The sequence below is a fragment of the Eggerthella lenta DSM 2243 genome, assembly GCF_000024265.1.
Classification (GTDB): domain Bacteria; phylum Actinomycetota; class Coriobacteriia; order Coriobacteriales; family Eggerthellaceae; genus Eggerthella; species Eggerthella lenta.
Window position 1 is genome coordinate 1083386 of record NC_013204.1, and the last position, 21012, is coordinate 1104397.

At 67.1% G+C, this 21012-nt stretch carries 20 protein-coding genes; 1 reads left to right on the forward strand and 19 read right to left on the reverse strand.

The window, feature by feature from the left end:
- The 13 genes from ELEN_RS15685 to ELEN_RS04470 form a co-directional block, all read right to left on the reverse strand.
- Positions 1 to 468: a TadE/TadG family type IV pilus assembly protein gene (locus ELEN_RS15685; RefSeq protein WP_015760247.1), complete on the reverse strand. Its 468-nt coding sequence runs from the start codon at positions 466 to 468 to the stop codon at positions 1 to 3.
- Positions 465 to 1241 (reverse strand): hypothetical protein, encoded by a 777-nt coding sequence (locus tag ELEN_RS04415; RefSeq protein ID WP_015760248.1) that lies wholly within the window; start codon positions 1239 to 1241, stop codon positions 465 to 467. The genes ELEN_RS15685 and ELEN_RS04415 overlap by 4 nt, the downstream gene beginning before the upstream one ends.
- Positions 1242 to 1356: 115 nt before the next feature.
- Positions 1357 to 1608, reverse strand: coding sequence for a hypothetical protein (locus ELEN_RS04420; protein WP_015760249.1), 252 nt, complete (start codon positions 1606 to 1608; stop codon positions 1357 to 1359).
- A 179-nt stretch (positions 1609 to 1787) separates the two neighbouring features.
- Complete coding sequence (locus ELEN_RS04425; protein ID WP_143924735.1) at positions 1788 to 3257, reverse strand: hypothetical protein; 1470 nt, start codon at positions 3255 to 3257, stop codon at positions 1788 to 1790.
- Positions 3250 to 4758, reverse strand: coding sequence for a hypothetical protein (locus ELEN_RS04430; RefSeq protein ID WP_015760251.1), 1509 nt, complete (start codon positions 4756 to 4758; stop codon positions 3250 to 3252). The genes ELEN_RS04425 and ELEN_RS04430 overlap by 8 nt, the downstream gene beginning before the upstream one ends.
- A 368-nt stretch (positions 4759 to 5126) precedes the next feature.
- Complete coding sequence (locus ELEN_RS04435; RefSeq protein WP_041691615.1) at positions 5127 to 8051, reverse strand: hypothetical protein; 2925 nt, start codon at positions 8049 to 8051, stop codon at positions 5127 to 5129.
- A gap of 30 nt (positions 8052 to 8081) precedes the next feature.
- On the reverse strand, positions 8082 to 8477 hold the full coding sequence (locus tag ELEN_RS04440; protein ID WP_015760253.1) for a hypothetical protein: 396 nt from the start codon (positions 8475 to 8477) through the stop codon (positions 8082 to 8084).
- Between the two features lie 8 nt (positions 8478 to 8485).
- Positions 8486 to 8758 (reverse strand): helix-turn-helix domain-containing protein, encoded by a 273-nt coding sequence (locus tag ELEN_RS04445; protein WP_015760254.1) that lies wholly within the window; start codon positions 8756 to 8758, stop codon positions 8486 to 8488.
- Positions 8759 to 9025: 267 nt separating this feature from the next.
- Positions 9026 to 10072 carry a hypothetical protein gene (locus ELEN_RS04450; protein WP_015760255.1) on the reverse strand — a complete coding sequence of 349 codons (1047 nt, stop codon included), beginning with the start codon at positions 10070 to 10072 and terminating at the stop codon, positions 9026 to 9028.
- A gap of 68 nt (positions 10073 to 10140) precedes the next feature.
- Positions 10141 to 11046, reverse strand: coding sequence for a hypothetical protein (locus ELEN_RS16305; RefSeq protein ID WP_158539334.1), 906 nt, complete (start codon positions 11044 to 11046; stop codon positions 10141 to 10143).
- Positions 10967 to 11551 (reverse strand): hypothetical protein, encoded by a 585-nt coding sequence (locus ELEN_RS04460; RefSeq protein ID WP_114522519.1) that lies wholly within the window; start codon positions 11549 to 11551, stop codon positions 10967 to 10969. The genes ELEN_RS16305 and ELEN_RS04460 overlap by 80 nt, the downstream gene beginning before the upstream one ends.
- Positions 11552 to 11644: 93 nt before the next feature.
- Positions 11645 to 12661, reverse strand: a complete 1017-nt coding sequence (locus ELEN_RS04465) for a hypothetical protein (protein ID WP_015760257.1) — start codon at positions 12659 to 12661, stop codon at positions 11645 to 11647.
- A 12-nt stretch (positions 12662 to 12673) separates the two neighbouring features.
- Positions 12674 to 13483, reverse strand: a complete 810-nt coding sequence (locus ELEN_RS04470; RefSeq protein ID WP_015760258.1) for an antirestriction protein ArdA — start codon at positions 13481 to 13483, stop codon at positions 12674 to 12676.
- Positions 13484 to 13777: 294 nt separating this feature from the next.
- On the opposite strand from ELEN_RS04470, the gene ELEN_RS04475 reads away from it, so the two are divergent.
- Positions 13778 to 14143 carry a hypothetical protein gene (locus ELEN_RS04475; protein WP_015760259.1) on the forward strand — a complete coding sequence of 122 codons (366 nt, stop codon included), beginning with the start codon at positions 13778 to 13780 and terminating at the stop codon, positions 14141 to 14143.
- A gap of 18 nt (positions 14144 to 14161) precedes the next feature.
- Here ELEN_RS04475 and ELEN_RS04480 read toward each other — a convergent pair whose 3' ends face one another.
- The 6 genes from ELEN_RS04480 to ELEN_RS04505 all read right to left on the reverse strand — a co-directional run bounded on the left by ELEN_RS04480 (position 14162) and on the right by ELEN_RS04505 (position 20929).
- A complete protein-coding gene (locus tag ELEN_RS04480) occupies positions 14162 to 15301 on the reverse strand; it encodes a hypothetical protein (protein ID WP_015760260.1) in 1140 nt (379 codons plus the stop codon).
- 14 nt (positions 15302 to 15315) lie between these two features.
- Positions 15316 to 16191 carry a hypothetical protein gene (locus ELEN_RS04485; RefSeq protein WP_015760261.1) on the reverse strand — a complete coding sequence of 292 codons (876 nt, stop codon included), beginning with the start codon at positions 16189 to 16191 and terminating at the stop codon, positions 15316 to 15318.
- Positions 16192 to 16226: 35 nt separating this feature from the next.
- The gene (locus ELEN_RS04490; protein ID WP_015540163.1) at positions 16227 to 17144 is read right to left on the reverse strand and encodes a hypothetical protein; all 918 of its coding nucleotides are present in this window, start codon (positions 17142 to 17144) and stop codon (positions 16227 to 16229) included.
- A 120-nt stretch (positions 17145 to 17264) separates the two neighbouring features.
- Positions 17265 to 18368 (reverse strand): hypothetical protein, encoded by a 1104-nt coding sequence (locus ELEN_RS04495; protein ID WP_015760262.1) that lies wholly within the window; start codon positions 18366 to 18368, stop codon positions 17265 to 17267.
- Positions 18369 to 18403: 35 nt separating this feature from the next.
- Positions 18404 to 19471 (reverse strand): hypothetical protein, encoded by a 1068-nt coding sequence (locus tag ELEN_RS04500; protein WP_015760263.1) that lies wholly within the window; start codon positions 19469 to 19471, stop codon positions 18404 to 18406.
- A gap of 135 nt (positions 19472 to 19606) precedes the next feature.
- Positions 19607 to 20929, reverse strand: coding sequence for a hypothetical protein (locus tag ELEN_RS04505; protein ID WP_233946792.1), 1323 nt, complete (start codon positions 20927 to 20929; stop codon positions 19607 to 19609).
- Positions 20930 to 21012 lie beyond the last annotated feature (83 nt).

Consider the following 21012-nt stretch of genomic DNA (forward strand, 5'->3'; position numbering starts at 1 on the left):
TCACGACCTCTCTATCTCTGACCTGATGGACGACGTCTCGGAATGGACCTGCCAGCCGTCATCGGTGGCGCCCTTCACGCCGAGCGACTTGAGCGGGAAGATGCAGCCGACATCCTCGACGACCTTGACGGTGACCTTCTCTCGCGCATAGCGCGCGGTGACCGACTTGTCGCCGCTCTTGAGCGTCACCGGCTTCGACGGCGCCTCCGCCGATGTGACGGTGACGGTCGCGCCGTCGCCCAGGGCGCACGCCTCGCGCACGTAGGCGGCGATCGCGTCGTTCGACAGGGTGGGGTTCGCCGCGGCGTAGCGCGCGCCCTCGGAGCTCGCGGCCTGCACGTTCGCGGTCTCGCGCGCGACGTGCGCGTAGTCGGCGACGGCGACGAGCATGAGGACCAGCAGCGGCAGGATGAGGACGAATTCGACGGTCGCCTGACCGCGCCGCCCGCGCGCCCTGGCCGCGCTCATGACAGCGCTCCCGCCGCGAGGGCCGCGATGAGGGCGAGCGAGATGACGGGGGCGAGCGGCATGGCGTCGGTCTTGACGCCGATGCGCCGCGAGCATGCGATGAACAGCAGCGCGGCCGCGCCGAGCGCGGGCACGAGGCCGACGATCAGCGGCGTCGCGGCGGTCGACCCCAGCACGCAGCCGAGCATGAGCGAGTCGCCGTCGCCCCACTCGCCGCCGGCCCGGCGCACGGCGGCGCCGAGCGCCCAGGTGACCCCCATGCCCGCGGCGGTGAGCGCGGCACCGGCAAGGGTGGGGCAGAAGGCCGCGATAGACGAGGCGGCGAGCACCGCGAGATGCGGGAGCGGTACGATGCGGAAGCGGATATCGCTTGCGGCGATGGCGAGCGAGCTCACGGCCGCCACGGCGGCCGCCGGCGAGTATGCCGCGCCGGCGAGCGCGGCGGCGAGATATGCGGGGACCCAGTAGGCCTCGCCCGCGAGCGTGGGGTTGTAGCGGCGCGCGTAGGCGCCCGACTCGCCGTCCGCCAGCAGGTCCGCGTCGATGTCGCCGGAAGCGGCGAGCGCTGCGATCGTGGAGGGCGCGACGGCCTGGATGGCGACCTGGGCGCCGATAGCGGCCAGCCAGTCGCGTCGCTCGGCGGGATCGGCGCCGTCCGCGAGCATGGCCGCGTCCTCACGCTCGTAGAAGGAGTAGCGCAGGGATTGGTAGGCATGTTGCGCGAGCCAGCCGGCGGCGGCCGTCCCGGCTGCGAGCGTGAGTGTTCCGAGCATGCGGCTCCCTCCGGTGCTGTGGTTATCTGGAAAGCGCGCCCTGTCGGCGCGCGGGAAGGTTCGGGATGCCCGGGGGCGGGGGTGTCTGCCCCCGGACGGATGGCTCCGGGATGCGCTAGTGGCCGCCCTGGCCGGGGACGGCGCCGGAGATGCCGGTTTTGGACAGCGTGTCGGAGACCGTGTTGATCTTGACGTTCATCTGGTTGGACAGGTAGATCAGCGCGGCGATCAGCGCGACGGCGATGCAGACGACGATGACGACCCACTCGATGGAGCCCTGGGCGGACAGGGCCTCCTTGGCGCGGCGCTTCATGTTGAAAAGGCCGCAGGTGGCGATGGCCGCCGGCTTGGCGAGGATATCGTTCATTGGACCTCCTCCTCTCTTGGATGTCTGCGCGGGCACATGCCCGCGCGAAGCCTGTGCCCCATCCGGGGCGATACGGCATAAACTATGCCCCCGGCGGGAGGACGGGTCAGCACCCTGCCCAGAAATGGGAAAGGTTCGGGATTGTCCCAGCTCAGGACCTATTTCCGCTTGTGGAGGAATTATGGAGCCGCCTTGCGGGCATACACCTCGAAGGTCCCGTCGTCATGCACCCGTGAGAACCCGAGTTCGGCAAGCCCGTCCTCGAGAGCGGGGTAGGCCCCCGAGGGGACGACTGCGAAATCGGCGCCGGTGCCCTCGATGGCCTCGGTATCGCCCGCCAGCATGGCCCGGGCGGCGCCCCAGGCATCCGTGCCCCCGTTGAGCTCGGGGCAGTAGAGCTCCGCCCGCGTGTCGAGCAGAGGCCGGTACCCCGCGAGTTCGAGTTCGCTCCCCACGTCGATATCGCAGATGACGGCCTCGCCCCCGTCTGCCTCGGCATCCTCGAGGGCGGCGATCGCCGCCTCCGCGGACTGCTCGAGCGCGGTCTTGGCCGACACGGTCGCGGCGAGGCACCCGACGGCGGCGACGAGCGCAGCCGTGCAGCATGCGGCGAGGGCAAGGGGTCTCCGCGCACGCGGCCCCGCCACCTCGCCCTGGATATCGGAAAGGGAGAGCGCCATGGAGGCGAACAGGAAGAGCTCGTTTCTCACGTTGGCGAGTGCGAGCGCGAGCGTGCCGAGCACGAGGACGTCACCGGCCTCTAGAAGCACCCGGCCGCCGCTTCGCCCGCGAACCCGGCACCGGAACAGCAGGAGCGCCGCGGCGAGGGTGCAGCCGCAGGCGGCTTGCACGGGCGCGGCCTGCGTCCACGGCGCGAGCTCGCCGATCCCCACCGATTTCAGCGACTCGGCGCCCATGGTGAGGAAGGGCAGCATGAGCAGCCCGGCGCCGTAGGGGTTGAGCATGCAGGCGGCCACGGTCGACATCGCCGCCGTGAGCGCCTTGAGCCTGCCGTACCGGTCGAGCCTGCCGTCGAGGACCAGGCAGCACGGGACCATGGCGGCCACGGTCCACAGCGCCCCGTGGAGCTGGGCCATGGCGAGGCCAGCGGCGGGGAAGACGGCAAGCAGGGAGTCCCGCCCGCCGCGCGCCCACTTCCCGCCCGCCGCGTAGCAGATGCACAGGGCAATCACGTCGATGCCGCGGGGCGTCGAGTTGCAGAGCGCCGCTATGACCGCGGCGAGCGCCGCCGAGGCCGCCGCATGGACGGCCCCGGTCCTGCCGCGGTCGAGCGTGCATGCCCAGACTGTCGCCGCCGCGGCCATGTCGAGCATCGCCGCAGCGCACTTGATCCCAGCCTCCCCGAACGTATCGAAGACGGCCGCAGCCGCGAGGCACAGCGGCCACTGCTGGCAGGTGTAGGCAAGGCCCCCGGTGAGCGTCAGGGGGTCGGTCGTCGGCAGCGCGCCGTTCTCGATGATCCAGCGGCCGATGGCGACCATGTAGCGGGTGTCGGGTTGGAAAAGCGACCATCCCGTGAGCGAGACCGCCGCGAGCGCCGCCGCGCATGCGGCGAGCGTGGCCGCGAGCGACGCCCACAGCAGGATGCGTCCGCGGCGCATATCTTCCCCGCGCTCCACGCTATTCACAGCCTTCCGTCGGCCTGAAGAGGGTGTATCCGCCGCCGGCCGCCACCTGCTCGACGGCGCCTCCGGACCGCAGCGCGTCGGCCTCCTCGTCCCTCACGAGGAACAGGTCCCAGCCCCATTCCGCGGTGCTCTCCTTCAGCGAGGTCGAGCCCTGGAGGACGTCGACGACCTCCCGGTAGGCCGACCTCGACCCGGCCCCGGCGATGCGCTCGCCCCAAATCTCGGGGCGCATGTCGCACGGCACCTTGAACCCCTCCCATTCGAGTTGGTTGTACACCGACACGTCGCTCGAGAAGACCAACGTGTCCGCGCCGGCCTCGTAGATGGCCGAGAAGATGGGAGACATCTCCGATTCCGTGACGGCGAGCACGCCGCTGGCCCCGCTGGATTGCGGCACCAGCGATACCCAGAGTCCCGAGAGCGCGGTGATCAGGCCGAGCGCGGCGCCTGCCGCCGCAGCGGCCCGCCGCGGGCGGGCGATGGACTCCCCGAGGGCCGCGGCGACGCCGTAGGCGAGGCACAGCCCGCAGAACAGCCCGGCGATCCACATGCAGCGCGAGTGCAGGGTGCCCGCGACAAGCCCGGCGAGAAGCATGGCCCACGCGCCGGCCGGGACCTTGGCGCCGCTGCGCAGGCATAGGGCCGCCGGCCCCAGCGCCATCGCCGCGACGGGTACCGCGAACAGGGGGCCGAGCGAGACCCAGAGCGGCTGCATCTCGATGATGGCGCCGCCGTAGCCGGCCTCGCCGAGCGATTTCAGCACGTAGAGCGAGCCGTCGGTCCCGTAGGGGTTGAGAAGCGACGCCGCACACATCCCGACGACCGCCGCGCAGATCGTCAGCGCCCGCGCGGACCACGCGCGGCAGGCCCCGGCGTCGGCGAGCTCATGCGGGTACGGTAGGGCGAAGGCCGCGGCGCACGCGGCGAGCAGCGGCCATTGCGCCGCCTGGAGGTTGACGCCCGCCACCGCCACGGCAAAAAGCCACAACAGCACCCGGCGCCCACCGCCCCGGAGGTATCTGAGCATGATCCTCGCCGTCACGGTGCACAGGAGCGCGGTCCAGACCGTCGGTCTGACAGATATGTACATGCAGATGCACACAGACGGCACCGCAAGGCAGAAGGCCAGGGCCGCTGGCGAGAGCTTCCCGTCGGCGGCGTCGAGCATGAGGCGGGACAGCTGCCAGAAGAGGAGCCCGGCGGGCACGCAGACGGACACGGCCACTGCGGTATAGCCGCCGCGCGTGTACCACGCCCAGAGCCAGACATCATGGAGCCACTGCTGCGCGACCATGCCCCGGCCGGGCCAGATGGAGAACGGGTTGATGCGGGGTATGCCGTTGCGGGCGATCTCGCGGCCGGTCGCGAGGAGGAACCAGACGTCGGAATCGAGCGTTCCCGTTCCCGCCAGGGCGCGGGCGAGAATCGGGCCCGCGATGAGGAGGGCGCATAGGGCGGATATGGCGAGGCGCGTGCGGCCGGCCTGAATGGTTGCTTTCAAGATGGCTCCAAGGGGTAGATATTCGACCGGGAGCATACGCCGTCGCGGCGAAAAGAAGAACCCCGCTCCCAAAAGTGGGAACGGGGCACCGAAAAGGCAGATTGCCGCGGTCGTGATATCGGCAAAAGGATGGCGGCCGGTGAGGGCCGGCCGCCGATGGGGGAATGGCGGCATATTGGGGAGTCCGCCATTGCATATGGGGCCGACTGGATCGGATGGTGGGTCGGCCGGGTCGCCGTGACATGGTTTATCGGAAGGAGTGACGGCGTTGCCTTGACTATACCCTTTCGCGATATACGCTAATCACGTCATTGGCGGAAATGTGTTCCCATCGTGTACGGGTCCGGTCCGTACGGCACGGTCCGCGCTCAGCCCTTGCTGCTCGCGACGCCCTCGGCCTTCGCCTCGGTCCATTTGATGTAGAGCGTGACGTCGCGCTTGGCGGTGACCGAGGAGACCTTCTCGGTGCCGCTAGCCGAGGTCAGCCAGCATTCCGGGACGTATCTGCGCCATGTCTCGTCGGCGATCATGGCGAACACCTCGCCGGGTTTCACCGGCGTGACGCTCTCGCCCCAATAGAGCGCCTTGTGCCCCTGCCCGTCGTCGCCGATGGTCGCGAGCGCCAGGCCGTCGAGCCTGTGCTTCTCCGTGGACAGGGAGAAATCGGGGAGCTCGAAGGAGGAGCGCGCATCGGGTTTGTACATGAGCGGCGCGGTGCGGTAGATGCCGGCGTCCTCGGGCTTGAGTGACCCCTCGGCGTACTCGACGCGCACGGTGCAGCGGTTGCGGCCGTAGAGTTTGAGCGTCTGGTCCTTGACGATGGTGACATTCGCGGCGGGCTGGGTGAGCTCGGGATCGAGGAACCAGCCCGAGAACCCCGTCGAGGGGTTCTGCCCGTATTGCTCGTCGAGGTTGCAGGTGTCCTTCAGGGCCTTCTGCGTCGCGATGGCGGCGGGGTTGTAGATATCGCCGCCTTCGACGTCGAGGTCGCGATACACCATGTCCTTCTGCTCGATGCCGTCGGCATAGTACTCGACGCACGTCGTGACGACTCGCACGCCGCGGGAGACGAGCGTGCCCAGATAGCGGTCGGTCCATACGTAGCGGTCGGTCTTGCTGACGGTGCGGATGCCGAGCATCGCGGCGGCGTAGAGAAATCCCGGTCCCCAGGAGGCGTCGGCAGCCAGGTTTTCGCTGTCGGAGAACTCTCTGACGACGCGACCGCCCTGCGGCTTGCGCACGAGGTGGATGTTCATGCCGCAGATCTTGTTGCCGTCGCCGCCGTCCGGCTCGATGCCGGCTGCGGGTGCGGTGTTGACGTCGAGCGGCGCCGAGGCGGAACAGTTGACATAGACCGGGCCGGACCACTCGCCGCTCCCGTTGAGCAGCTTGGTCCTGATCTCGAGGTCGTAGTGGTCCGCTATCTCGCCGGTGAGCCAGACCTTCACCCTGCCGAGGATATCCGACTCGGCATCGAGGATGTGCACGCCGTCGGAGCCTTCGACCCACTCGCCCCCGCTGTAGCGCTGCGCGGCGTAGTGGATCGATCCGGGGAACGCGGAACCCTCGAGCCTGAGGCCGAGGCCGTAGATAGAGTGGCCTCCATGGGGGTAGCCGATATGTCGGTGCGCGAGCGATTCCTGCTGCCACCCCCATGTGGCCACGCCGCACTGGGCGAAGATGGAGGCGTTGTCCTCGGGGAGGTCGTCGTCGATGTCGGACATGTAGAGCCTGAAGATCGGCCTGACCGGCAGGTCCGATTCGTTCTTGCATCCCAGGGCCCAGCCGGAGGGCCTGATTCCGACATCCGGGTCGTCCGGGTCTGCATTATGCCATCCGCAGATCTTCGCCTTGTCGCCGATCTTGAGCGCGTCCTCGTCGCAATGGACCGAGACCTTGCCCTCGATGCGGGCCTCGACGAGGTTCCACTGGGCGTTCTTCTGGATGGCCCAGCGCCCGGGGCATGCCGCGGACTGGACGGATACGCTTGCGACGGAGTTCGACGTGACCCCGTTAGTGTCGAGGCGCAGGCCGTCGGCATCCGAGGTGATGAAGTAGCAGGAGTGGTCGGTCTCGTTCGAGTCGTCGGGCTCGTGGTGGATCCACCATGCCTTGCTCCGGCCGTCGGAGTTGTTGATGTCCCAGATGTCGGCATGGCTGTTCTGGACGACTCCGTGGTCGACCACGGGCGCCGCATGGCCGCTGTTGTTCAGCATGTGCGTCAGGTTCGGGCCGACCATGTTGGCTAAGGCGAACGTGAAGGTGTCGACGCCGTCGTTGGTATAAGGCTTGAGCATCCAGGTCTGGTTGACGCCGTGATAGTTCTCGTAGAGGCACACGCCGCGCCCGTTATCGTACATGGCTTTGGGTTTACCGTCGCTATATGTGCCCTGCACCAAGTCGAGCTGGATGTCCGGCGCGGAGACGGGCCTGATGTAGAAGATGCCGCCGTAGAGCGTGACATCGTTGCGGATGTAGATCTTCTCGACCCTGAAATCGCGGGAAGGGGTGGTCTGGCTCAGGAACCAGTAGTTCGGGGCGTCGTTTTCCTTGATGACGTTCTCGTGCATCCCGAAGTGATTGTAGTCCACGTTGTAGACCTGCAGCTTGCTGGACACGCTGTGGCGCGCCTCGCCCTTCTGCCTCTTGACCCAGAAGGACGGGCGGGTCGATCCCCAGTACGTGCTCCCCTGGAAGTCGTTGAAGTCGTAGAAGCCGTAGGAGATCCAGTCGTAGTACCTGTAGCCGATCTGGTTCCTGAAGTCGCCGGCGAAACGGGAATCGGCGAACTCGGCGCCGTCGAGGTAAACGTACCCCTTGTTGTCGCCGCCATCGGAGATGGTATCGACCCAAAGGCCGTTGCCATGCTGCAGGTCCTTGCTGGAGCACCATGCGAACGGCCTGACGACTACGAGGGTGTAGAGCTCGTTGGCGTAATTGCACTCGAAGACGCAGGCGAAGGCGTACCTCAGCCATTGTCCGTAATGGTTTATATAGTAGCTGGTGTTGGCGGGGGCGGCGCAGAGCCATTCATGGTAGCCGTTCGCGAAGCCGAAGAACATGTCCCCCTCGCCCTGACGAGGGTCCGAATGGACGAGCAGCGAGTCGTCGGCGGCTCCGAACCAGCCCTGGCCGAGGTTGAAGTTCATGCCTGCGAGCGCTTCCGCCTTCCGGACGGGTCCGAGCAGGGCCAGTCCCGCCGCGCAGGCGAGCGCGGCGAAGGCTCCTCGACGGGAGATCGGAAGCTCGAGCAGCCCCGTCTTCTCGCTGTCCCCGTCCCGTACCGGGACCATATCGGTTTCTGGCGAGGTGTTCAAAGCGATCTACTCCTCCTTGAGGCCGGAGACGGCGAAACAGGTGAAAGCGGTGGCGAGATAGCCGATGGAATACGGGTCCAGGCGGATGGCGCTGCGGACCGTGAGGGCGAAAAGGACCGCGGCGATGCCGAGGTCGAGGGCGCGGCTCCGTACCTTGCAGGCGATGCCGGCGACGATGAGCAGGATGACCGGGACCCACACGGCGCCCAGGCAGCCCCTGGTCAGAAACCACGCTGCCGACGCTGGAGAGTAGTAGTCTGTCGGGCAGGACAGGATGACCGACGCGGCGCTCTGCAGCTGGAAGATGGCGGGCGGCAGCGCGGTCAGGATGGCGGCCAGCGCGATGCGCCTCAGCTCATGCGGTTCGATATTTGAGTGCTTGACCAAATCGATGGGATTCAATTGTCCTCCTACAGTCCAAGGAACCAGGACACGCTCGTGTCCTCGAAATACCTCGCGGTCTCGATCAACGTGGAGGTGGACATGAGCGTCTGCCTGTTGAGGATGCGCGAGAGCGTCGAGCTCGAGATGCCGACGGCGCGGCAGTAGTCCTCTTTCGAGGTGCCGGTCCTCGACAGCGTGAAGGCAAGGCGCGATGCGCACAGCTCCTTGGCGTAGTCACGGTCGCGCTGCCGCTGCATCTCGGTCCTGTCGTTCCGTTCGTTGTCGGAGCCCCGCTGCATGCTGTCCCCCTGCGATGTCCTGGCCTCTACACTGATGTCACCCGCACCAGCATATGCCGGCATCGGATGCCCTTTCTGGCGGATGCGGCGGCGGGGCGGTCGAAACTCGGGCCTGCGGTTCGGATTCTGCCGCCGCGCGCTCCCGCGCACCAGGCCGCGGCGATGCGTTTGGGTGACGATTGGGTAGCTGGCTGCGGCCTGATTGCAAAATTGATACCCGTGCAAGCCCGAATATATACATCGCCGCCGCGCCGGGCCCGATTTTTTTCAGATGTGCTTCCCGTCCGGCCCGCCGTCCCCTCCCGGCTTCGCGGCGAGCTGCGACACCAGCGCGGCGATGTCGGAGGGCGTCCGCCCCGCCCGCTCGATCTGCTCGCCGAGGGTGCGGCGCACCTCCCTCGCGAGCTCGGCGGTTGCCCGGAAGGGGCCCGACGAGGGGTCGGCGAAGCGCTCCTTGGCGCTCTCGATCGCCCACCCGGGCAGGTCGACGAGCCCGCCGTCCCGGCCCGTCGCGACGACGAGGAAGCCGCCGCGGATGATTTCGGTCTCGCCGTCGCGGCACAGGGTCCGGTTCGGTTTGAGCGCGGACCCTTCCTCGTCGCCTGCGCGCAGCAGCTTCACGGTGACGCCCCCATACTCGGCCAGGGTCTCGGTCTCGGGGCGGTCGAGCCCGATGGAGGCCAGGGCGCGGTCCATGTCGGGAAAGACCGTCGTCTCTCGCGGCAGGTCGCCCACGGGCACGTAGACAGCGGCGACCTTGGCGCCGCCGCGGTATCCGCCGCTTGCGATGCAGCGCGCGATGTCGGCATCGGCGGCATCGATCTCGAAATCGCATCCGGCGGCGTAGGCCCTCGCGGTCTCGGCGAGCGCATCCTGGACGTCGAGCACGGTATCGGCCGGAAGGCCCAGGTGCGGCGTGTCCTGGAGCAGGATACCGAATCCCCGGTGGTCGGCCAGCAGCGTCTTCATGTAGTAGCGGCCGATGAGATACGGCAGGGGCTCTATATCCTTGATGTTGCGCGCCGCATCGGGGCGGTCGTCGCCGCGATGCAGGTAGAACTCGACCATGGGCAGCCCGCCGGAACAGGACAGGGAGCGTTCGAGGTGGGTTTCGTACGGGTCGTATGTGACCATGTCGTCCTTGCCGTAGCGCGCCCCGGGAAGGACCAGGTGCATCCAGACCGACTCGCCCTCCTTCGCGCCGTCGCACTCGATCTGTACGTCGTCGACGAGCGCCGAGACGGAATCGGGCGCGACGCCCTCGCGCAGGTGTGCCAGCAGGTTCTCGATATCCTGCTCTTTATAGGTGCTCATGGTGGCTCCAATGGATCGGAATCGTTATTCGTGTGGGACCGCCCCGCGCGGCCCGTTGTCCAGACCGGTCACAACCGGTTACCGGCCGCGGTGGTCGCCCCGCGGGCCGTGGCCAGTGCCGCCGCCTGGGCCCGCTCGACGAGCGCCGGGAAGCTGATATTGACACCTCCGGGTCTGGACGCGCGCATCGCGGCGCCTTCGGGACCGCGCTCGGTCTTGCAGGTCGGCTCGCCGCCGGCGACGTCGCAGCGCTTCATCGAGGGGATGAAGTTGTCGATCAGCCGGTCCGGCACCGTGCCGGGGTGCCGGAAGGCGATGTTCCCGTTGGCATCCTGCTCTAGCAGGATCGGGCATCTTGAGACGACTTCCCGGCCATGGGGGTCGTAAGTCGCGCGTTCCGGATGGAACCTGGCGACCGCATACGCCCCGCGCTCCTTCCTGTCGAAGCTCAGGCCCCACACGCCGCCCTGATCGCCGGCGCATCTGGCCTCCATGTAGAAGCCCTTCTCGCACCGGTAGGTGAGCGCGGCGGCGAGCGCCGCGGCGACCTTCGGGCAGGCGTCGAACTGCCACGCGCGCATGCGTGTTTCGGCGCCGTCCCTAAACGAGAACTCGAGCCCCCGGAAGCCGCTCACGCCGAAGTGCCAGGCCTTCACGGGCTCCAGGCTGGTGCAGCCCCACACGGTCTCGACGAAGTCGGCTACCGACGTTGCGCCGTAAAGCCTGGCGTTCTCCTCGGCGAGCTCGCCTGCGTCCGCGAACGCGTCGAGGTCGCGGCAGACGAGCCTATCGTCGCGGGGTCCGTCCCCGACCGGGAAGGCGTTCGCATCGAAGGGGTGCTCGGGGCTCCACCCGCTATGGCCCCTCAGGACCTTGACGAGTCCCGAGAGCCCGTCATTCAGGTGCTCGGTCCAACCGGGCCCGGCGATGCCGTCCTCGCGCGCCGCGCGTCTGGCTGATGCGAACTCCATCATGACGTCCGCGACGACTCCCCAGCTGAGCGGGTGGAACTCGTCTGGCAGGACGGTGAGTTCCCTGGGGTCGATGGAGTTCTTGCCGTCTGGCGTACAGCGCCGCGTCGTAGGGGATGCCGTCCTCGCCCTCATCGACCAGGGTGGCGAGCGGGGTTTCCGTACAGTAGAACCCGTATAGCTTGCCCTCGCAATTTGAGTCGAGGATGAAAGTTTCGCCGGTGCGGACGTTGTAGATCGATTCCCACTCAGGCAGGACGGGGACCATGAGCTCGCGGACCGCCCGCTCGCGGAAGCGCTTATGCTCGGCGATCTCGCGGGTTGCGTCGTCTCCCATGACGGCGATCACCTCGTCGGGGGTCTTGAGGACCTTGTCGCCATCGGGTCCGTGCAGCACGGCATCCTCGTCGTTGTTGTAGCTGTAGGAGAGATCCCCGAACGGCTCGCAGAATACGCGAAGCACATCCAGCGCATCCGCGGCGCTCATCGGCTCGATATAGCTCTTCATATGCCATCACATCCAAGATAACAGGGAAGGGCGCCCGCGGGACAGTGCGCGGGCGCCCTTCTGGTGCGGGTTGCGGAGGTCGCGGGCGCGCTGCTAGAGCTTGGCGGCCTGCGTGGCCTCGGTGCCCTGCTCGGCGGTACCGTGGGCCGCGGCGACTGCCGCGGCGGCCTGGGACTGCGGGTTGGGCGCCTCGGCGCTCATCTTGGCCTTGTAGGCCTCGCGCGCGGCCTTGACGGCCTTGGTCAGCTCGAACGGGTCGACGTCGAGGGTCTTGAGCTGGTCGTTCTCGTCATACTTGAACAGATGGACGGGCATGTCCTTCTTGACGGTGACGGTGGTGCCCTTGCCGTTGGCGATATCGGACTCGGTCCAGGGCTTGCGGAAGGTCTTGAACTTGTAGCCGGAGATGTCGATGCCGTTCATGTCCGTCCCCGTGGGGATGGTGCAGAGGACGGCAGGCCAGGTCTCGGTCTTCGTGCCGTTCGTGATCACGATGTCCTCGCCCTGCGCGTTGGTGACGCTGCACCACTTTGCGGGAAACTTGATGCTGACCTCGTTGTCGTACTTTTCCTGGTCCATGGCGGTACCTTTCTTCCTGCCCGTCGCGCGGTGGGCGGCGGGGCGTTGATTTGCTACGAATGTACCCTCGGGAACGGTGTGCGTATAGATAGTTTCCCGAACGGGAAGCGGCTCGAGGCCTCCGCGGCGGCGCAGCTCATCCGCTACCTCGCGCAGCCTGGAGATATCGCCGATGACGGGCGCGGCGAGCTGTTCTTTGGGAATGAACCCGTCGAGTGCGAGGATCGCCACCGCGCCGGGCAGGGCGAGCACCCCGGTGAGCTCCGCGCTCGCGTCCGAGTAGTAGAAGTGGATCGGGTATTTCAGCACGACGGCCGCCTCCGGCACGTTGATGCCGAGCTCGTCTACCGCGCGGCGGATGGCGGTCCTGACCTGATAGGAGAGCTCGGAGGGCAGGCCGTCGGTGGCGATGGAGGGCTTGCCCGCGTCGTACTTGGTCGCGAACAGGCTGAAATCGGTGAGCTCGCCGTTGCCGTCGGGGTAGGCCGAGCGAGCCATCGTGGAGGACTGGTTGATATCCCTGAACATCATGGCGGCCGCCCCCTACAGTTTCGCGGCGCGTGCGGTGCCGCCGGCACCGTCGTCGGCGCTGAGCGCCGCAAGGGCGCTGGCGGCATAGGCGATCTCGGACGGTGCTGCGGGCTTCTCCTGGGCGACACGCCCGCGCCACTCGGCCACGGTCTCGCCCCCGATCTCCTCGAACGAGTACTCGTCGAGCAGCGGCCAGTCGCCGCCCTTGTTGACATAGCAGGTCTCGCACAGGTCGACATAGCCGTTGTTCACGGCGATCTCGCCGTAGCGGTTGAAGTCGAAGCAGGAGAGGAGTTCGCCGTCTCCTCGGTTCATGAGGTTCCAGAACTCGGAATCGTCGTTGAGGACGGTGTACGCATAGTTCTCCTGCGGCGTCGAACGCTCGAGGCAGGTCTTATGCCACTGGTCCTCGACATACATATCGTCATAGAGGTAGTCGAATACGGGCAGCTCGTCTGCCTGCGCCACGAGGTTCATGAGCTCGTCGAGATGGTCCAGGGGCTCGCCGTAATCGATAGCGGCCTGGATATGGGCCAAGTCCCCTTCGGGAAGGAGCGTGAGCTGCATCGCGAGGACGTTCAGCTTGTCGAGCCGGCCGTACTCATCGAACACCTGGGGGCAGCGGAACGGCAGCCCATCGTAGTCGGAGATATAGGTCTCCTCGTGCTCCGCGTCGACGAGCCCGTGGCTACGCAGCCAGGGCTCGATCTTGTCGGGATCAATCGGCAGGTGCATCCAGGTATCGCGAAGCTCTCCCTCGCTGTAGTAGCCCCAGTTGCCCACGCAGACGTCGAAGCCGTCGCGGAAATCGTTATTTGCCATACAGATCAGCTCCACAGGACAGATGGCGGATAGGTGCTTGGCGTCGATGTTATCCGCGCCGCATGTGCGGCACCACGGTGTTTCCCGAACGGGAAGCCCCCTATGCCGCGTCACATCGATGCATCGCTCATTGAAACCTCCGATAGTCAGGTTTCGCGTTTAAGGGATTGTCCGTCCTCGCGGCGACCGTAATCCCGTGAAGAAAAACGCTTTCCGAACGGGAAGTGCTGAAATCACCGGGCGCCCGATGGGTATGAGTCCAGAGATTCTGCTACATACGATGAGGGGGCTGCGATGGAAGACGCCGCGGTATATCGCCATTGGACGGACGCCGAGCTCGAATTGCTCGCCGACAGGTCGCTTGCCGCCGCGGACGTGGCCGCCGCGACGGGGCGGACCGAGATGGCCGTGAGGGCGGCGCGCTCCCGCCGAGGTATCTGCCGGACCAGGTGGACGGCAGACGAGCTCGGCCGGTTGCGGGACTACGCCGCGTCGCCCAAGCAGATCGCGGCCGAGACCGGCCACTCGCTTTCAGCCGTGTACGCGAAGCGTTCCGAGATGGGCCTGCCTTCCCCGGCGGCTATACGCATGGCAGCCCGCGAGGCGGCCGCGGCGACGGCCGGGCGGGCGGCATCGGTCCAAATCGGCCTGCGCCCCTGACACCGCCCCGAAAACCTGTCAATGCCTGACGCCGGTGTTTCGCGCCATACCCTTGACCTGTTCGGGCTGGTAGTCATAGAGGAAGTCGCTGAAGCCGTCCATGGCGTGGTCGCGGCACCACTCGCGTACCGCATCGGCGGCGGCCTTAGAGCGCTGTTCGGGATCGAGGTCGGCACAGCAGTTGCCGAGAAGTTCGGCATATTCGTCGATATCGGCATCGGTGAATATGAGCGCATCGACGTCTCGACCGTAGCGCATGGCATACTTCCCCTTGAGCGCCGCATCGAGGGCGAGGCCGGTATCCCGCGTCAGCTCCTCGGCGAAGATCTTCACGGCTTTGGAGGTGTCCATGTAGCGGACGTCTCCTAGGCCGCGCGAGACGGTATCGAAACACCGGTTCTGCATGTGGTGGAACCCGGTAATGAGGAGACTCTGCGCGAGCGCGCAGTCGCTGACGCCCGCGGCGGAGCCCTCGGTCGCGCGGATCAACCCGACGGCGCGGGACATCACATCGAACAGGCCGCTGTTGGACCGCAAGCCCTTCGCCGCGGAGACGATGAGGGCCTGCTTCGCGACGCTCATCCCGTCCCGGTTGCACAGCAGGGTGTCGATAGCGCCGCCGCGATGGTAGTTCTCCACCGATTGGAGTGCGTCGGCGAGCATGTCGCGGGTGAGGGGGTCGTCGGGCATGGCGGGGTTGTCGAGCCTGTAGAAGACCGGTATTGCCTCCGTCGTCTCCGGGACGGAGAGCGGCAGCGACAGGATCGCTCCGCGGATTGCCTCGGCCGCCGACTTCCTCGCGCTGTCGCTCAGACTGTCCTTCTCGAAGGAATACGGCAGATTCGGTAGGTATTCATCCTCGACCTGCGAGAAGACGGCCCCGCCGGGGAGCACCATGTCCGCGACATAGTCGGCGCGGGAGACGTCCCCGATAACGCCACCCTCGCCCTCGACGAGTTTTCCGGTCCTGTCGCACGACAGGCTGCGCCAGGAGAAGGAATAGCCGCTAGGGTAGTCCGGGTCCTCGACAAGGGAGGCCTCGAGGAACTTGACGGGCTCGCCGTCCTCCTTGAAGGCCCAGAGGGCATAGGCGCTCTCGCACTCGTCGGGACCGAACTCGGGATCGTTCGGCGTGAGCTCGATATCGTAGTCGTCCATATCTATGCTTCCCTCTACTGTGCGCGGCGGGGACGGTAATGCGCGCCGCTAGGTCGCGCCGTGCGCGCGGCGGCGTCCTTGGCGCGGTCGATGGCCTGCGCGCGCTCGAGCGCGGCGGCCCGCTGTGCGGGCTCCCTCTTCTCGGCCTCGCAGGTGATCGTCCAGAACGGATGCGTGACGGATGCCGGGCCGTTCATGTCCATGACGGTCGCGACGTTGCATCCCGCGCACCAGGCCTCCTGCTTGCGGTCGTAGACCGCGGCGCCCTCATAGCCCTCGACGTCGACCAGCCTCTTGGCCGCCCTCATGGCCTCGCCCAGGGTCTCGAAGTCGCCCTTCTCGTCGTCGCCGCATGAGCAGTCGGTCGAGACGACCGAGAAGCGCAAGGCCTCGGCGCCGCCGACCTTCACGCGCTCGCCGAGGCCTTGCGTCTTGAGGTACATGCTGATGTAGTCGTTGCGGTAGAACTCGGGGCAGGCGTCGATGCCGGCCTCGTCGGCCTCGTCGGTGAGCATATCGACCGCCGCGAGCACGGTGTCGCGCGCGCGGTAGCGCTCGCCCTTGTCCTGGCTCCAGCTCGTCGGGATGTCATACGGGTTGAGCCCGTCGCATCGCACCGCGCAGCTGAACTTATTGGGGTAGGCCGCTATCAGCTCGTCGGCCGCGCCGTAGTCCCAGAGGATATCGCTGTAGAAGTCGTCGAGCGTGCCGTCCTCGTCGATGCGGAAGGCGTCGACGGCGAAGCCGAGGCCCGACGGCGAGAGCGCATCGTCGAACAGCCGCGAGTAGAAGAAGCCGATGGGCTTGCCGGGCTCCTTGACGACCCAGGTGGCCGAATCGCAAAGGCAGTGGACCCAGTTGAAGTCCGGGTCGCTACAGGTCTTGAACATGGTGGCCTCCCGGGCCGTTGTCTCGTCTGAAATGTCTAGCCCATGTGCGCGCCGTGCGAGGCCTTGGGGAGATGGCGCGTGGGCACGTTCGCCGTGGCGTCGGCGCAGTGCTTGGCGGCCGCCGCCACCGAGCGCGGGTCCTTGGCGGCCGCCGCCTTGATCTCCTCATAGCCCTTGCCCATGAGCTCGGCGGCGTCGCGCACGGCGTCCGAGATGCCCTGCGCCGCGGCGGACAGCACGAACGGCACGCACTTCACCTTGTCGGCGAACGCCCGTCCGCGCGCCGAGATGTTCTGGGCCGCGCGGGTGCATGCGGCCTGGACGGCTTTGATGTCGCGGGACATGAACTCGAGGCAGGTCTGCACCTTCGCGGATCCGGCGGCGGCCAGCTCGCTGAACTTGTAGCGGATGCCGGTGCGGTCGAGCTCGCGGCTGAACTCGGCGACCTCCTCGCTGTTCTCCTCGATCGTGCCGTCCATGAGGGGCACGCACATGTCGAACTCCTCCTCGGCGGCGGGCACGGGGGCGTACGGGCCGTGTTCATCGGCCAGGCCCACGGCGGCGCGGTTGAGCTGCTTGTGGAACAGCTTGCTGTTCGTTCGCGCCTGGGCGAGCGCCTGGTGGTTGGCGAGGTCGACGACGTACTGCTTGACGTAGGCCTTGGCCGCGGCCGGGTCGCCGGTGATGATGTCGGTCTTGTCCGGGAAGTGCTCGACGAGCGACGCCGCCAGGCGGCTCGTCATCTCGTCGGCCGAGATCCCGTCCACGGCGAGCGTGCCCGCGGTCGAGCCCGCCTGCGCCTGGGTGACGGACGAGAAGTTGCCCGAGCCGTCCGGGTTGACCCCGAAGTATGCGGCGGCCTCGCGGCACGCCTCCGTCCAGACGCCCATAAGGGCGAGCTTGCAGTTAAGGGTCTCGTTCTGGTTCATGCGGAGGTCATCATTGTCCGGCATGGCTTCCCCTTTCGACGGAAAGTTGATATTCCAGGCAATCGTATCGGCGGGCGTCGTCTTTTGGGTATGCGAAAGCCCCCGTTTCCCGAACGGGAAGCGGGGGCTGACGGAAAGGAGACGCTACCTGAGGTTGAGCGAGTAGTTTCTGACGGGCGCCGCGGCGCTCGCGCATGCAGCGCCCGCCGCCGCGGCGACGCGCGCCGGGGGGACGGCCGGAATGCGCGAGTCGATCGCCGCGCTGCGCTCCCTCTCGCGCTCGGCGTCGCGCGGCTTGAACTCGACGATGTTGTCGGCCGCGGCCGGCTCGTCGATCTCGTCGAGGGCGACCTTGGCGCGGGCGGCGTGGCGCCCCCGCGTGCCTGCCGGGAATCCGGACCTGAGCGAGGTGCCGATGCCGTTGATGAGGTCTCGCAGGCGCTCGTCGTCCGCCGCGGCCGCCGGCTTCGCCGCCGCATGCTTCGGTGCGGGCGCTGCCTCGGCCGGCTCGGCTGCGGACTCGAGCCCAGCCTCGCGCGGCACCGGAGCCGCCGCCGTTGCCGGGGCGGGCGCCGGGGACGCCTGGCGCGGTTCGGCCGTGGCCTTCGCGGGTTTGGGGACGGCGCGCAGGCGGCGCATCAGCTCACCCAGGGCCTGGGCGATGCGCTTGCGCCCGGCGGCGAGAACTTCGGAGACCTTGAGGCCGTGGAGCGAGGAGATCGTCTTGGCGGCCTGCTCGCGTGAGAGCTCCCCGATGTAGTCCGAGATGCGCGATTGCGCATCGAAATCGGCGGGCACGGGGCTCCCTATCTCGGCAAGGGCGCGCTTCGCGAGCAGGTCGACGCACTCGCGCCGGAAGTCGGCGCTGCTCTTGTAGATGGAGGCGTTGGCGGCCGCGAAGGCGTCGAACGCGGAGTTGAAGGTGTTCTTCTGGTCGGGCGATGCCGTCATGCCCATCGATGCCGTCAGGGCGTCGATGGTGCCCTCGAACTCGGCGTCCAGCGCGCGGCGGTATTCCTCGAGCCCGCCGCGGGCGGACTTGGCGGCGAGGTTGCCCCTCACCGTCTCGACCGCGCGCTCGCGGGCGGCGCCGACCGCCGCCATGAGCTCCGCGTCGTTTTCCATAGCAGCTGCCACGAGTCGATACGCCTCCTCGATATCGATGCCGTCACCGAGCCCGGATCCGATTGCTCCGATATCGAGCGTGACCGAGCGTTGTCCCGACGCTGCGGGGGGTGCGTCCGCCATGAGTCGACCCTGCCTTTCCAGAGGTTCAGATGGGCCTAGTAGCCCTGCTTGTAGGTGCTGCCGTAGGCGTCCTGGCCATAGGGGCCGTACTGCCCGCGGATGTCGCCATGGGTCTCGGGTCGGGCATATCCCGCTCCCTCTCCCTGGTAGGCGTCCTGGTAATCGTCCTGTCGGTACGTCTCGGGCTGGACCGGGGCCGACGTCGCCTCGCCCGGGCGGGCGGGGTGATCGGTATCGGGGCGCGCGATGATGCCGGTTGCATCCGCGTCGAGGCCCTGCGCCGCATCGACCGCGTCCTCGAACTCGGCATCGGTCTCGTCGGTGTATACCGGGCGGAGCGCGTCGTCGAAGTGGTCGACGGTTTTGTGCTCGAAGGCCGCCTGGGTCACGGCGAACTGGACGGCTGTCTCGGGGACGCTGGGCGTCGAGGTCGCGGCCTTGACGTTCTCGATCGCGATGCAGGCGTCGTTCAGGTGGATGAAGCTGTCGGGGGTCGTGACGTTGTCGTTGATGAACTTGTCGGCGAACTCGACGGACGCGTCCGTGTCGAGCTTGAACCCGCGGACGCTGTTCATGGCCTGCTGGTAGGCCATCTTCGAGATTCCCTCGGCCACGTAGAGCTGGCAGGGGACGGGCATGTCGGCGGCGTAGCCGTCGAACTCGAGGCAGGCGTTTCGCGCCAGGAACTCGCAGAAGCCGTCGACGATCTGGGGTGCGGCGCCGTAGAGGTCGCAGATGTTGGCCGCGAAGGCGTCGACCGCGGACTTGAAGGTGTTGTTGCCGTCCTTGGAGAAGCCGAAGCGGCACGCGGCGTCCTTGCAAGCCTCGCCGAACACCGGGATGAAGGAGTCCTTGAAGCTCTTGATGCGCTCGGCCCAGACGGTGAGCACGGCTTCGCCGAACGCCGCCTCCTGCGCCTCGGCGAATGCCGCGGCGAGCTCTTCGTTGCCCTCGAGCTCGGCATCCATGACGGCGTAGAGCCTGGGGAGATCGGAGGGGTTGATCTTGCAGTTGACCTTCTTGGAGCGGACGCGCTCGACCAGGGCGTCGTAGCCGTCGAGCTCGAAGGTGACGTCCGCGCCGTCGAATTTCATATTTCCCATTGAGAGGCCCTTTCGGTGAGAAGCGGTGAGGGGTATTCGACCACGGTATGGCCGCGGGCCGAAGTTTGTAACCCTTTTTCCCAATCGGGAAGCGTTTCATACCGATATGCGGGCACGATGCTCGATTTTTGGGAATTACAGATGGAGCCCCGTCCGCTTCGCCGCTCCGGTCGCGCAAACGGCGCCCATGTCGGGAACCATGAACCCGCGCCCGCCGCTGATCTCATGGGCGTGCCTGGTCAGCATCATGGCGCGCAGGTCGATCGCTTCCCTGATTTTGTCGATTCTGCCGCGCTCGTTGGCGATGAACGGGTTGCCGAGGAGGATGTCGCAGGCCTCCTCCGAGAAGCCCTTGAGCCCGGACGGGTCGAACCAGGACAGGTCGCGGCAATATCTGCCGAGTTGTTCGTCGATCTTGCGGGCGAAGGGACGCATCATGCCGGCCCGCGGGGTCGTGTAGCCGTCGAAGGGCTGGGAGAGCTCGCGGTCGCACCAGAGGGCTTCGCCGGTGTCGAACACCGGCGCCGCGCGGAGCCATTCCCTGCTCTCGCTGTCGATGAGCACGCCGAAGTTGTTCCAGTGCCTATCGAAGTTCGCCATGAGGTAGTCGATGACGAGCATCTTCTCCACGTCCTCGCGCACGTCGAGCCCGTGGGCGGCGCAGGCGGACACGTAGAAATCGTGCAGCCCGAGGTCCGAGGGGCGTTTCGACGAGCAGAGCAGCGCCCAGGCCGGCACGAACTCGGTGACCTGGTCGGTCATGGGTTTGCAGCGGGAGGTCCACTTCATGAAGCCGCCGTCCTCGAGCTCGTAGGCGACATAGTCGCCCTCGTCGAGCAGCCGCGAGCACAGGACGCTGGCGATCTTCTCGTTGAACGGTTCCTGGAACCTGCCGGAGGATCGCCCGGACTTGACCAGCATCCGCTGCCCGCCCTCGATCGTCCAGCGTTTCGGCAGGTTGCCGTTCAGGGCCGCATCGGGTGATGAGGCGAGGAGGTCGGCGTTGCCCCTGATCTTCTCGATGAGGGAGGGGACCGACGAGGCGTCGTGCGGAAGAAGCAGCTCGCCGAGCTCTTCGCTGAAATCGTTCTCGAAGCAGTTGACGTCGCGCCATGTAGATGCTGATCCGGCGGGGCGGATCCAATATTGGTCGGACAGCGATGCGCCGAAACCAGAGGCCATGAGGGAGGCGGCCGACGGGTAGCCGACGGCGCGAAGGCGGTCCGCGGCATCGGGGCGGAAATCGGGGATGCCCCTGTTCTTGAACCAGCTCGAGAGCCTGTCGCGCGTGATGTTGCCCGATGGGTCGGTCGCCATAAGGGGGGCATGCGCCGCATCGAGGACGTGGGTCTTGCCGGTCACGGCCTGGCGGTCATGGTTCCAGGTGAACTCGGCGACCTCGTGGTCGCCGCACATGAGGGTGAGCCGCGAGAGCTCGGGCTGCCTGCTGTCCATCATCTGGCTCCGATCGTTGCTTAATTGACTATGGCGTTGCCGTCATTTTATCGCACGGCGGGCGCCGGCGCGCGAACCGTTACGAA

Excerpts from the sequence above, each read along its gene's own strand:
- ELEN_RS15685 (WP_015760247.1), bottom strand. The coding sequence starts at position 468 with ATGAGCGCGGCCAGGGCGCGCGGGCGGCGCGGTCAGGCGACCGTCGAA.
- ELEN_RS04415 (WP_015760248.1), bottom strand. The coding sequence starts at position 1,241 with ATGCTCGGAACACTCACGCTCGCAGCCGGGACGGCCGCCGCCGGCTGG.
- ELEN_RS04420 (WP_015760249.1), bottom strand. The coding sequence starts at position 1,608 with ATGAACGATATCCTCGCCAAGCCGGCGGCCATCGCCACCTGCGGCCTT.
- ELEN_RS04435 (WP_041691615.1), bottom strand. The coding sequence starts at position 8,051 with ATGGTCCCGGTACGGGACGGGGACAGCGAGAAGACGGGGCTGCTCGAG.
- ELEN_RS04445 (WP_015760254.1), bottom strand. The coding sequence starts at position 8,758 with ATGCAGCGGGGCTCCGACAACGAACGGAACGACAGGACCGAGATGCAG.
- ELEN_RS04450 (WP_015760255.1), bottom strand. The coding sequence starts at position 10,072 with ATGAGCACCTATAAAGAGCAGGATATCGAGAACCTGCTGGCACACCTG.
- ELEN_RS16305 (WP_158539334.1), bottom strand. The coding sequence starts at position 11,046 with ATGATGGAGTTCGCATCAGCCAGACGCGCGGCGCGCGAGGACGGCATC.
- ELEN_RS04460 (WP_114522519.1), bottom strand. The coding sequence starts at position 11,551 with ATGAAGAGCTATATCGAGCCGATGAGCGCCGCGGATGCGCTGGATGTG.
- ELEN_RS04465 (WP_015760257.1), bottom strand. The coding sequence starts at position 12,661 with ATGATGTTCAGGGATATCAACCAGTCCTCCACGATGGCTCGCTCGGCC.
- ELEN_RS04470 (WP_015760258.1), bottom strand. The coding sequence starts at position 13,483 with ATGGCAAATAACGATTTCCGCGACGGCTTCGACGTCTGCGTGGGCAAC.
- ELEN_RS04475 (WP_015760259.1), top strand. The coding sequence starts at position 13,778 with ATGGAAGACGCCGCGGTATATCGCCATTGGACGGACGCCGAGCTCGAA.
- ELEN_RS04480 (WP_015760260.1), bottom strand. The coding sequence starts at position 15,301 with ATGGACGACTACGATATCGAGCTCACGCCGAACGATCCCGAGTTCGGT.
- ELEN_RS04485 (WP_015760261.1), bottom strand. The coding sequence starts at position 16,191 with ATGTTCAAGACCTGTAGCGACCCGGACTTCAACTGGGTCCACTGCCTT.
- ELEN_RS04490 (WP_015540163.1), bottom strand. The coding sequence starts at position 17,144 with ATGCCGGACAATGATGACCTCCGCATGAACCAGAACGAGACCCTTAAC.
- ELEN_RS04495 (WP_015760262.1), bottom strand. The coding sequence starts at position 18,368 with ATGGCGGACGCACCCCCCGCAGCGTCGGGACAACGCTCGGTCACGCTC.
- ELEN_RS04500 (WP_015760263.1), bottom strand. The coding sequence starts at position 19,471 with ATGGGAAATATGAAATTCGACGGCGCGGACGTCACCTTCGAGCTCGAC.
- ELEN_RS04505 (WP_233946792.1), bottom strand. The coding sequence starts at position 20,929 with ATGATGGACAGCAGGCAGCCCGAGCTCTCGCGGCTCACCCTCATGTGC.